Genomic DNA, 11,731 nt, shown 5'->3' on the forward strand with positions numbered 1-11,731 from the left:
AACTGATGGAACTCAATTAACTCCCTATGCAAAATTCTCAAGCCTTCTCTGATTCCCTTCCTAAGCATATTGCCATCATTATGGACGGTAATGGCCGTTGGGCTAAGTCCAAAGGAAAACCTCGCGTATTTGGTCATAAAAAAGGCGTTAGTGCCGTTCGTAAGACCGTGGCTGCTGCTTCAAAACTAGGCATTAGAGCCATGACGCTGTTTGCTTTTAGTAGTGAAAACTGGCGTCGTCCGGAGGAAGAAGTGGGTCTTTTGATGGAACTGTTTATCACGGTCCTGTCTAGTGAAGTAAAAAAACTACACAAAAATAACTTACGGTTGCGCGTGATCGGTGATACCAGTCGATTTAGTGAGCGTCTACAAAAGAAAATTGTAGAAGCAGAAAACCTAACGGCAGATAACACGGGTATGGTGATCAACATTGCAGCCAACTATGGCGGTAAATGGGACATCACAGAAGCTGCTAAAACGTTAGCGCTAAAAGCACGTAACGGTGAAATTCGTGTAGAGGATATCAATGAGCAGCTAATCACTGAGCATTTGACCATGGCAGACCTACCGGAAGTGGATCTTTTAATTCGCACCAGTGGAGAGTGCCGCATCAGCAACTTTATGTTGTGGCAAATGGCTTATGCAGAAATGTACTTTACACCAGAGTACTGGCCAGAATTCGATGAAGACAGTTTGGTAGAAGCTGTGACTTGGTTTATCAACCGAGAACGTCGTTTTGGCTGTACAGGTGAACAAATAAAGGCATTGATGGCAGCTCAATAAGGACTAGTTAGTTTGAAACAGAGAATAATAACAGCACTAATTTTAGCTCCCCTGGTTATTTTAGGCATTTTTAAATTACCGCTAATGGGCTTTATTGCCGCTTTAACTGCAATAACGCTATTAGGTTTTTGGGAGTGGACTCAGTTTACAGGAAGCAACTCTCGCATTGCTGCCCTTGTGCCGGCAATCATTATTACCGGACTTAGTTTTCTATACATCTCGCCTGATGCATATAGCCTCAATCACTTAACGACACCTCATTATGTCGTCTTGGGTATTGGTTTTGTTTGGTGGATTATTGCTAGCTTAATGGCGATTACTTACCCCAAAACGACGAAATCTTGGCAAAGTAATTTTGTTTTACGTCATGTATTTGGTTTTCTGACATTAATCCCATTCCTTTGGAGTGTGATTATTCTCAGAGCGTATGACATCACTGTAGATCCATACCACGGCGCAAAGCTTGTGTTGTACGTTTGTTTCTTGGTATGGGCTGCAGATAGCGGCGCCTACTTTGCAGGCAAAAGCTTAGGCAAACGTAAGATGGCTCCTCATGTAAGCCCCAATAAAACCATTGAAGGGCTAATTGGTGGCATTATCACGGCATTAATCGTAGCGTGGGCATTTGCTGATTGGTTCGATATCCAGTTCACTAGCCCTGTCCATATGGTGCTGATTACGCTAGTGACTGTCGTTATTTCAGTGCTTGGTGATCTGGTTGAAAGTATGTTCAAACGTGTCTCAGGCATTAAAGACAGCAGTAACATTATCCCAGGGCACGGTGGTGTGCTAGATCGTATCGACAGCCTAACCGCAGCATTCCCAGTTTTTGCTCTTCTTTACTACGTATTCTAATTTATCAGGAGCGGCGTCGTCGCTCCTGAGCTTTCTAACGGTCTTACAACATGCAAAAGTTAACGATTCTTGGTGCTACTGGATCAATTGGTGCAAGCACGCTTAAAGTGGTCGAACAAAACCCAGATCTGTTTTCTGTCGTTGCCTTAGCGGCAAGCACTAACGTTGAAAAGATGATCGGTCTATGTCGTCAGTGGCAACCTAAGTATGCGGTCATGGCAGATAAAGCTGCGGCGTCTCAACTTCAAGCTGAGCTACACTCGGTTTCGCCAGGTACCGAAGTGCTAGGTGGTGTTGATGCGCTATGCCATATTGCTTCGCTGGACGAGGTCGACAGTGTAATGGCTGCTATTGTAGGAGCAGCCGGCTTATTGCCTACCATGGCTGCCGTGAAAGCAGGTAAGCGAGTCTTGTTGGCAAATAAAGAAGCACTTGTAATGTCAGGCCAGCTATTTATTGATGCCGTTGAAGAATTTGGCGCAGAGCTACTTCCCGTCGACAGTGAACACAACGCCATTTTCCAATGTTTACCACAGCAAGTACAAACCAATCTAGGTCGTTGCAATTTACAAGAACATGGCATTTCTCATATTTTGTTGACTGGATCTGGTGGTCCTTTCCGTTACACTGACATCGCAGAACTGGAGCAGGTGACACCCGCTCAGGCGATCGCTCATCCAAACTGGTCGATGGGGCCAAAAATTTCTGTTGATTCTGCCACGATGATGAATAAAGGCCTTGAGTATATAGAAGCTAAGTGGCTATTTAATGCTGCTCGCGAACAACTGAAGGTGGTTATTCATCCTCAATCGGTAATTCATTCTATGGTTCAGTATCGTGATGGTTCGGTCTTGGCACAAATGGGAGAAGCGGATATGGCGACGCCAATTGCGCTCACCATGTCATACCCGTCAAGAGTGGAAGCTGGGGTTAAGCCGCTAGACTTCACGAAAGTTGGTGAGCTGACGTTTTTGCAGCCTGACTTTGCTCGTTACCCATGTTTAAAACTCGCAATTGATGCTTGTTATGAAGGTCAACACGCAACAACGGCATTGAATGCAGCTAATGAAGTCGCTGTTGATGCATTTTTAAATAACAGACTAGGTTTTACCGATATTGCTCGCATCAATGAGTCTGTGTTGAATAAAATCAACGCAAGCTGCAAAGCTGAGAATGCGAATAGCTTGGAAAGCTTGCTCGAGCTAGATAGAATGGCACGAACTATTGCCCTAGAAACCATACGCGAGCGTAGCTGATGACTGGTATATTGTGGAATCTCATTTCTTTTATCGTCGCACTGGGCATTCTTGTTGCCGTGCACGAATTTGGGCATTTTTGGGTTGCTCGCCGTTGCGGCGTTAAAGTTGAAAAGTTTTCAATCGGTTTCGGCAAGTCTATTTGGAGTAAAGTAGGCAAAGACGGAACGGAGTACAGCATCTCAATGATCCCTCTCGGCGGCTATGTGAAAATGGTTGATAGCCGTGTCGATGAGGTGCCAGAACATGAGAAGCACCTAGCGTTTGATAAGAAGCCGTTATGGAAGCGTACCTCTATTGTTGCGGCTGGCCCCATCTTTAATTTTCTTTTCGCAATTTTTGCCTATTGGCTGGTATTTCTAATTGGTATCCCAGCTGTTAAGCCTGTAATTGGTGAAGTTACGCCCAATTCGATTGTTGCGGAAGCTGGAATTGAATCTGGAATGGAACTTAAATCGATATCTGGTATCAAAACTCCGGATTGGGAATCAGTAAATATGGGATTGATTTCTCATATTGGCGATGATTTGATGACGGTAACACTAACGTCAGCGAATGAAGTTGGTTCAGAAGTAACGAAAACGCTCGATTTACGTGAGTGGAAGTTCGACCCAGAAACTCAGTCAGCGATGCAGTCGTTAGGTTTTGCTCCGTATACACCGGAGGTGTATCGAGTTATCGAGCAGGTCTCGCAAGGTGGAGCGGCGGAAAAAGCCGGTGTGCTTCCAGGTGATGAGGTTGTCGCAATTGGTCAACAACGCGTGACCGAATGGAAGCAAGTAGTTGAAGCGGTTCGTTCTAATCCTGATACACCGCTTGAATTGACGGTGTTACGTCAGGGTTATGAGCAAACATTGACGCTGACGCCCGGTAGCCGTGAGCTAGCTAACAAAGAAGTCGTTGGTTTTGCAGGTATTGCACCTAAAGTCGCAGAATGGCCAGAAAGTTATCGCTTCGATCTTCAGTTTGGTGTATTCGAGTCAATAGGTAAAGCAGTAGACAAAACTGGCCAAGTCATTGGTTTGACAATCAGCATGCTTAAGAAGCTTATTGTTGGAGACGTTGGTCTGAATAATCTGAGTGGACCAATATCAATAGCCAAAGGCGCAGGCGCGACAGCAGATTATGGTTTGGTCTACTTTTTAGGTTTTCTCGCTCTAATTAGTGTTAACCTAGGTATTATTAATCTCGTTCCTTTACCAATGTTGGATGGCGGTCATTTGTTGTTTTTTGCAATTGAAGCAGTCATTCGACGTCCTGTTCCTGAGAAAGTGCAGGAAATGGGCTTTAGAATTGGTGGTGCGATCATCTTCTCGCTCATGGCGTTAGCGCTATTTAATGATTTTACTCGTCTGTGATAGTTCAGAGACAAAAGCAGTAGCAAGGAATAATTAGAACAAGTATGGCGATTAAGCGAATTCTATTTGCAAGTTTACTGGCGACCAGTGTATCTGCAAATGGAGCAGAGAACTTCGTAGTTCAAGATATTGAAATCGATGGATTGCAGCGTGTAGCACTGGGTGCTGCATTGTTGAAAATGCCTGTACGTGTCGGTGATACCATTGGCCAAGGCGATGTTGCAGAAATTATCCGCGCCCTGTATGCATCTGGTAACTTTGAAGATGTGAAAGTGTTGCGTGACGGTGGTGTTCTGATGGTTCAAGTCAAAGAACGTCCTACCATTGCAAGCATCTCTTTTTCAGGTAACAAAGCAATCAAGGACGAGCAGCTACAAGAAAACCTGAACGCGTCTGGCGTTCGTGAAGGTGAAGCGCTTGACCGCACCACGCTAAGCAACATTGAAAAAGGCTTAGAAGACTTTTACTACAGCGTAGGTAAATACAACGCAACAGTAAAAGCGGTGGTGACTCCACTACCACGTAATCGTTCTGATCTTAAGTTTGTCTTTACTGAAGGTGTGTCGGCAAAAATTCAGCAAATCAACTTTATCGGTAATGAAGTGTTCAGTGATGAAGAACTGCTTTCGCGCTTTAACTTAAATGTTGATGTGCCGTGGTGGAATTTCCTTTCTGATGAAAAGTATCAAAAGCAAGTTCTTGCAGGTGATATTGAAGCACTCAAATCATTCTACCTGGATCGTGGTTACTTAAAATTTAACGTTGATTCGACACAAGTTGCAATCTCTCCTGACAAGAAAGGGGTATACATTACTCTTGGTCTAGAAGAGGGCGAGGTTTACACCGTTAAGGACGTGAAGTTCCGTGGTGATTTGATTGGCGAGGAAGCGACGTTCGAAAGACTTGTGCCATTTGAAGACAATGAGACATACAACGGCTCGTTGGTTACTTCAATGGAAGAAGGGATTAAGCGTGTGCTTGGTGAGTCCGGTTATGCTTATCCTCAAGTGAATACCATTCCTGAGTTTGACGACGAGAATCAAGAAGTTTCTTTGGTCGTTAACGTAGATCCGGGTAACCGAATTTATGTTCGTGACATTCGCTTCACGGGTAATAACTCAACCAAAGATGAAGTCCTTCGTCGTGAAATGCGTCAGATGGAAGGCAGTTGGTTGAACTCGAAATCGATTGAAACGGGTAAAACTCGTCTAAATCGTTTGGGCTACTTTGAAAATGTTGAAGTACAGACGGTTCGAGTTCCTGGTAGTGATGATCAAGTTGACCTAGTTTACTCTGTCAAAGAAGCGAACTCTGGTAGCGTTAACTTCGGTGTTGGCTACGGCACAGAATCGGGTGTGAGCTTCCAGGTTGGCCTGCAACAAGATAACTTCATTGGTAGTGGTAACCGTGTTGGTATCAACGCGATGATGAATGACTACCAGAAAAACATCAGTCTAGATTACCGTGATCCGTACTGGAACTTAGACGGTGTAAGCTTAGGTGGTAAGGTTTTCTATAACGAATTTGAAGCGAAAGAAGCCAATATCGTTGACTATACCAACGAAAGCTATGGCGCGAGCTTAACGTGGGGTTTCCCATTCGATGAGTTGAACCGTTTTGAATTCGGTGTCGGTTATACGCACAACAAGATCGGTAACTTATCGCCTTACTTACAGGTAGAGCAGTTCTTACGAGCACAAGCAGACAACATTGATTCTAGTGGAGCGTTGAACACAAACGATTTCGACTTCAATATCTCTTGGACACGTAATAACTTAAACCGTGGCTACTTCCCTACGGCAGGTAACCATCAGCGTGCATTCTATAAAATGACCGTACCTGGCTCTGACGTTCAATACTTCAAAATGCAGTACGATGTTCGTCAGTATGTGCCATTGACTAAAAAGCACGAGTTTACCCTCTTGTTCCGTGGCCGCTTAGGTTACGGTAATGGTTACGGTCAAACGGATGGCAACGATAACTTGTTCCCATTCTACGAAAACTACTACGCAGGTGGCTTTACATCGCTTCGTGGCTTTGGCTCAAACTCTGTTGGTCCTAAAGCGGTTTACCGTGATACATCTGGTTCAAACAATGGCGCAGATACAGCAACAGATGACTCTGTTGGTGGTAACGCCGTAGCGCTAGCAAGTGTTGAGTTGATTGTCCCAACACCATTTGCATCAGAAGAAGTACAAAACCAAATTCGTACCAGTATCTTCTTTGATATGGCAAGTGTTTGGGATACGGAGTTTGACTACCGCGATTCAGGTGCGGAATATGGTGACCGTTACTACTACGATTACTCAGATCCAACCAACTACCGCTCTTCTTACGGTGCGGCGTTGCAGTGGATGTCTCCAATGGGGCCACTAGTCTTCTCACTAGCGAAACCAATTAAGAAATTTGATGGCGATGATGAAGAGTTCTTCACATTCACTATCGGTAGAACTTTCTAAAGAGGAAAATATTTTGAATAAAATGATCAAAGCGGCTGGGATTGGCCTTCTTGTACTGAGCTCTTCAATGTTTGCAAATGCGGCAGAAGCTGCACAGAAAATTGCTTACGTAAATACAGCTCAAGTTTTTCAAGCTCTTCCTCAACGTGAAGTTGTACTACAAAAAATGCAGAAAGACTTCAAAAGCAAAGCTGATGAACTGAAGTCAATCCAAGCACAAGCTAAAACAAAGATTGAGAAGCTACAACGTGACGGCGAGCTTTTGGGTCAAGACGAAGTTGAAAAGCTACGTATCGATATCGCGAAGCTAGACAGCGAGTACAAAGTGAAAGCACAAGCACTTGAAAAAGCAAGTGCGCGTCGTGAAGCTGAAGAAAAAGCGAAGCTTTTCAAAACGATTCAAGATGCAGTTAAGAAAGTCGCAGACAAAAATGGTTACGATCTTGTGATTGATATCTCTGCTTTGCAGTACGGCAAGCCAGAATACAATATCTCTGAAGACGTAATTAAAGCTCTAAAATAAGAAGTTATGAAGACATTGACATTAGCCGAATTGGCGACAATTACCGGGGGTGAGCTGTTTGGTGACGAGTCTCTCGTTGTAAGCCGTGTTGCCCCAATGGATAAAGCACAAGAAGGTGACGTAACCTTCTTGTCTAACCCAAAATACGCAAAACACCTTTCTGAGTGCCAAGCTACCGTTGTTATGGTAAAGGCTGAGCATAAAGATCAATGCGTTGGAAATGCGCTAGTGGTTTCAGACCCTTATGTCGCATTTGCTCGTGTGGTTCAAGCGATGGATACCACACCAAAACCGGCAGACGATATTGCACCAAGTGCTGTGATTGCCGCTGACGTTAAGATGGGTGAGAACGTTACAATCGGCGCTAACGCTGTGATTGAAACGGGCGTAGAACTCGGCGATAACGTAAGCGTTGGCGCTGGTTGTTTTATCGGTAAGAACGCCAAGCTAGGGAATAACACCAAGCTTTGGGCTAATGTCACTATCTACCATGAAGTGTCATTAGGTGATGACTGTCTTGTTCAATCGGGTACCGTCATTGGCTCTGATGGCTTCGGTTATGCGAATGACAAAGGCGAGTGGATCAAAATCCCTCAGCTTGGTTCAGTGCGTATCGGTAACCGCGTTGAGATTGGTGCTTGTACTACGATTGACCGCGGTGCACTCGAAGATACTATCATTGAAGACAATGTCATTCTGGATAACCAACTTCAAATCGCGCACAACGTGCAGATCGGATATGGTACCGTGATGCCTGGTGGTACTATTGTCGCGGGCAGTACAAAAATTGGTAAGTACTGCCAGATTGGCGGCGCGTCTGTTCTGAATGGCCATATCACTATCGCAGATGGTGTGGCGATTACAGGTATGGGCATGGTAATGCGCAGTATCGAAGAAAAAGGCCTTTACTCATCAGGTATTCCACTACAAACGAACAGAGAGTGGCGTAAAACTGCAACTCGAGTTCACCGTATTGATGAGATGAATAAGCGCCTGAAAGCGGTTGAAAAACAGCTGGAACAGAAAGAAGAAATTTAGAACAAGTTATCTTTCGCTCTGTATTTAACGTGAAAGCTAACAGGCTCTAGTTCCATATTCTGTACGAAGACTCGCGAAATGCGGGTCTTTTTCTTCTATAATGACGCGCTCTAAGTAGATTTAACTCCAAGATGGTGCGTATTTTGCTAGTATATTGCAAAGCGATTCGGCTTTACGACCTGTTGCCACGTTTGCCATCTTGGCGGCAAAAAATTGATATAGGAAGACGACTTTGACTACTGAAAAGAAAACGATGAACATCTCTGAAATTCAAGAGCTACTACCTCATCGCTACCCATTCTTATTGATCGACCGAGTGATAGACTTCCAAGAAGAGAAGTACCTTCACGCGATTAAAAACGTGTCGGTTAACGAACCTCAGTTCACAGGTCACTTTCCTCAACTACCAGTATTCCCAGGTGTTTTGATTTTAGAAGCAATGGCTCAGGCAACAGGCTTACTTGCATTTAAATCATTTGGTGCACCAACAGAAAATGAACTGTACTACTTTGCAAGCGTAGACGGCGCGAAATTCCGTAAACCAGTGGTTCCGGGCGACCAATTGGTTATTGAGGTAGAATTTCTGAAAGAACGTCGCGGCATTGCTGCATTTAGCGGTGTAGCAAAAGTTGACGGTGAAGTGGTATGTTCTGCAGAACTGAAGTGTGCTCGTCGAGAGTTTTAATATGATTCATGAAACCGCTAAAATCCACCCGGCAGCGGTGGTAGAAGAGGGCGCCAAAATTGGTGCTAACGTAACAGTAGGTCCTTTTACGTACATCACCTCTACGGTTGAAATTGGTGAAGGCACAGAAGTGATGTCTCACGTTGTGATCAAAGGTCACACAACTATTGGCAAAGATAACCGTATTTTCCCACATGCTGTCATTGGTGAAGAAAACCAAGACAAAAAATACGGTGGTGAAGACACAACTGTGGTTATCGGTGACCGTAACGTCATTCGTGAAGCGGTCCAAGTTCACCGCGGCACAGTGCAAGACAAAGCAACCACGATCATTGGTGATGACAACTTATTGTGTGTGAATGCACACGTTGCGCATGATGTTGTTATTGGTAACCACACTCATATCGGTAATAACTCGATTCTTGGTGGTCACGTTACTGTTGATGACTATGCCGGTGTGATGGCACTGTCTGCGATTCATCCGTTTTGTACAGTGGGCGCTTACGCATACATTGGCGGCTGTTCAGCTGTGGTGCAAGATGTCCCAGCTTATGTACTCGCGCAAGGTAACCACGCTACTCCATTCGGCTTGAACCTTGTTGGCTTGAAGCGTAATGGCTTTGAGAAACCAGAGATTCGTGCGCTACAAAAAGCGTATAAAGAAATCTACCGTTCAGGTAAGACGCTAGAAGAAGTGAAGCCTATTCTGGCTGAAATGGCTCAAGAGTGGCCAGCAGTGAAGCGTTTCTCAGATATTCTGGAAACGACGGAACGTGGCATTATTCGTTAATTGGCGAATGAACCAATAAATAAAAAGATCGTGACCGAATTTGAGGTTACGATCTTTTTGTGTTTTATGGATAAGGCAAACCGTTATCCATAGCGCACAGGAAAAATAGCGAAGTAGATATGGAAAGACCATTACGTATTGGCATCATTGCCGGAGAATTGTCTGGCGATACGCTAGGTGAAGGCTTTATCAAAGCAGTAAAGCAGCAATATCCAGACGCAGAGTTCGTAGGCATTGGCGGTCCGAAAATGATAGCCCAAGGTTGCGAGTCTCTGTTTGATATGGAAGAGCTTGCGGTGATGGGATTAGTCGAGGTTTTAGGCCGCTTACCGAGACTTCTTAAAGTGAAAGCTGATCTCGTTCAGTATTTTACTCAGAATCCGCCTGATGTTTTCATAGGGATCGATGCTCCTGACTTCAACTTACGCTTGGAGCTTGACCTCAAGCAAGCGGGCATTAAAACCGTTCATTACGTGAGTCCGTCTGTTTGGGCTTGGCGTCAGAAGCGCATCTTTAAAATAGAAGCGGCAACGAACTTGGTGCTAGCATTTCTTCCGTTTGAGAAAGCGTTCTACGACAAATTTAATGTACCTTGCGAGTTCATTGGTCATACCTTGGCTGATGCCATCCCACTAGAATCAGAACAAGCGCCTGCACGTGAGTTGCTTGGTTTAGAACAAGATAAAAAGTGGCTTGCTGTCCTGCCAGGCAGTCGTGGTAGCGAGTTAAAAATGCTCTCAGAGCCATTTATTGAAACCTGCAAGTTACTCCATAAAAAATTTCCAGAACTGGGGTTTGTTGTCGCGCTTGTTAATCAAAAACGCCGTGAGCAGTTTGAACAAGCCTGGAAAGCGCTCGCGCCAGAGTTGGACTTCAAGTTAGTTGATGACACCGCACGCAACGTCATCACCGCATCCGATGCTGTGATGTTGGCCTCCGGTACCGTAGCGTTGGAGTGTATGCTTCTCAAGCGTCCAATGGTGGTGGGTTATCGTGTGAATGCATTTACTGCTTTCTTAGCTAAACGTCTATTGAAAACGAAGTATGTGTCATTGCCGAATATCTTGGCGGATGATGAGCTCGTCAAAGAATATCTACAAGATGAGTGCACACCAGACAATTTGTTTACTGAGGTTTCTCGCTTATTGGAAAGCAACAATAAACCGATGTTAGATAAATTTACGGAAATGCATCATTGGATTCGTAAAGATGCGGACCAACAAGCCGCAAACGCAGTTCTAAAACTGATTGAGAAATAGAGATTTATCATGGCTGTTAAACCAAAAGCGACCAAAACCAAAGTTGAACTCCCTCCGTTTGAATATCCGCAAGGTTATCAGCTTGTGGCCGGAGTCGACGAGGTCGGACGTGGCCCTTTGGTGGGAGACGTCGTCACCGCTGCGGTTATCCTTGATCCTCACAATCCTATTGAAGGGTTGAACGATTCGAAAAAATTGACCGAAAAGAAACGCATGGCGTTGCTTCCTGAAATCAAAGAAAAAGCATTGGCGTGGGCGGTCGGGCGTTGTTCTCCTGAAGAAATTGATCAACTGAATATTTTACAGGCGACTATGGTTGCGATGCAGCGTGCAGTGGCGGGGTTACAGGTTCAACCTGATTTGGTGTTGATTGATGGTAACCGTTGTCCGGAGCTGCCAATGGATGCTCAAGCTGTAGTAAAAGGCGATCTACGTGTTGCCGAAATCAGTGCGGCTTCCATTATTGCCAAAGTCGTGCGTGACCAAGAGATGGAAGAGTTGGATAAACTTCATCCACAATTTGGCTTCGCGAAGCACAAAGGTTACCCAACTAAAGCGCACTTTGAAGCGATTGAGCAACACGGAGTGATCAGTGAACACCGCAAGAGTTTCAAGCCAGTAAAAAAAGCGTTAAGCATAGAATAATCAAACGATCTAATTGGTGTTATAAACCCAACCTCTTTAGGTTAGAATCCCCAACAAAATAGAGTTACACGGTACCTGTTA

At 44.7% G+C, this 11,731-nt stretch carries 11 protein-coding genes; all 11 read left to right on the top strand.

What is annotated here, in order from left to right; translation table 11 throughout:
- The first annotated feature begins 26 nt into the window (after positions 1 to 26).
- The 11 genes from R8N47_RS03255 to rnhB all read left to right on the top strand — a co-directional run bounded on the left by R8N47_RS03255 (position 27) and on the right by rnhB (position 11,650).
- Complete coding sequence (locus R8N47_RS03255) at positions 27 to 782, top strand: isoprenyl transferase (RefSeq protein WP_005380331.1); 756 nt, start codon at positions 27 to 29, stop codon at positions 780 to 782.
- A gap of 12 nt (positions 783 to 794) precedes the next feature.
- Positions 795 to 1,637 (top strand): phosphatidate cytidylyltransferase, encoded by an 843-nt coding sequence (locus R8N47_RS03260; protein WP_005385351.1) that lies wholly within the window; start codon positions 795 to 797, stop codon positions 1,635 to 1,637.
- A gap of 50 nt (positions 1,638 to 1,687) precedes the next feature.
- Complete coding sequence (gene ispC / locus R8N47_RS03265; RefSeq protein ID WP_005385353.1) at positions 1,688 to 2,893, top strand: 1-deoxy-D-xylulose-5-phosphate reductoisomerase; 1,206 nt, start codon at positions 1,688 to 1,690, stop codon at positions 2,891 to 2,893.
- On the top strand, positions 2,893 to 4,251 hold the full coding sequence (gene rseP, locus R8N47_RS03270; protein WP_005380334.1) for a sigma E protease regulator RseP: 1,359 nt from the start codon (positions 2,893 to 2,895) through the stop codon (positions 4,249 to 4,251). The genes ispC and rseP overlap by 1 nt, the downstream gene beginning before the upstream one ends.
- Positions 4,252 to 4,295: 44 nt before the next feature.
- Positions 4,296 to 6,710: an outer membrane protein assembly factor BamA gene (gene bamA / locus R8N47_RS03275; RefSeq protein ID WP_005391802.1), complete on the top strand. Its 2,415-nt coding sequence runs from the start codon at positions 4,296 to 4,298 to the stop codon at positions 6,708 to 6,710.
- Positions 6,711 to 6,723: 13 nt separating this feature from the next.
- A complete protein-coding gene (locus R8N47_RS03280) occupies positions 6,724 to 7,233 on the top strand; it encodes an OmpH family outer membrane protein (RefSeq protein ID WP_005391804.1) in 510 nt (169 codons plus the stop codon).
- 6 nt (positions 7,234 to 7,239) lie between these two features.
- Positions 7,240 to 8,271: a UDP-3-O-(3-hydroxymyristoyl)glucosamine N-acyltransferase gene (gene lpxD / locus R8N47_RS03285; RefSeq protein ID WP_005380347.1), complete on the top strand. Its 1,032-nt coding sequence runs from the start codon at positions 7,240 to 7,242 to the stop codon at positions 8,269 to 8,271.
- A 232-nt stretch (positions 8,272 to 8,503) separates the two neighbouring features.
- Positions 8,504 to 8,956, top strand: a complete 453-nt coding sequence (gene fabZ / locus R8N47_RS03290) for a 3-hydroxyacyl-ACP dehydratase FabZ (protein WP_005380349.1) — start codon at positions 8,504 to 8,506, stop codon at positions 8,954 to 8,956.
- Position 8,957: 1 nt separating this feature from the next.
- On the top strand, positions 8,958 to 9,746 hold the full coding sequence (lpxA, locus tag R8N47_RS03295; protein WP_005380357.1) for an acyl-ACP--UDP-N-acetylglucosamine O-acyltransferase: 789 nt from the start codon (positions 8,958 to 8,960) through the stop codon (positions 9,744 to 9,746).
- A 119-nt stretch (positions 9,747 to 9,865) separates the two neighbouring features.
- Positions 9,866 to 11,005 carry a lipid-A-disaccharide synthase gene (gene lpxB, locus R8N47_RS03300; RefSeq protein WP_064354239.1) on the top strand — a complete coding sequence of 380 codons (1,140 nt, stop codon included), beginning with the start codon at positions 9,866 to 9,868 and terminating at the stop codon, positions 11,003 to 11,005.
- Positions 11,006 to 11,014: 9 nt separating this feature from the next.
- Entirely contained in the window at positions 11,015 to 11,650 is a 636-nt protein-coding gene (gene rnhB / locus R8N47_RS03305; RefSeq protein WP_025768249.1) for a ribonuclease HII, read from the top strand.
- Positions 11,651 to 11,731 lie beyond the last annotated feature (81 nt).

This window comes from Vibrio sp. 2132-1 (assembly GCF_033344315.1).

Excerpts from the sequence above, each read along its gene's own strand:
- R8N47_RS03255 (WP_005380331.1), top strand. The coding sequence starts at position 27 with ATGCAAAATTCTCAAGCCTTCTCTGATTCCCTTCCTAAGCATATTGCC.
- ispC (WP_005385353.1), top strand. The coding sequence starts at position 1,688 with ATGCAAAAGTTAACGATTCTTGGTGCTACTGGATCAATTGGTGCAAGC.
- rseP (WP_005380334.1), top strand. The coding sequence starts at position 2,893 with ATGACTGGTATATTGTGGAATCTCATTTCTTTTATCGTCGCACTGGGC.
- bamA (WP_005391802.1), top strand. The coding sequence starts at position 4,296 with ATGGCGATTAAGCGAATTCTATTTGCAAGTTTACTGGCGACCAGTGTA.
- lpxD (WP_005380347.1), top strand. The coding sequence starts at position 7,240 with ATGAAGACATTGACATTAGCCGAATTGGCGACAATTACCGGGGGTGAG.
- lpxA (WP_005380357.1), top strand. The coding sequence starts at position 8,958 with ATGATTCATGAAACCGCTAAAATCCACCCGGCAGCGGTGGTAGAAGAG.
- lpxB (WP_064354239.1), top strand. The coding sequence starts at position 9,866 with ATGGAAAGACCATTACGTATTGGCATCATTGCCGGAGAATTGTCTGGC.
- rnhB (WP_025768249.1), top strand. The coding sequence starts at position 11,015 with ATGGCTGTTAAACCAAAAGCGACCAAAACCAAAGTTGAACTCCCTCCG.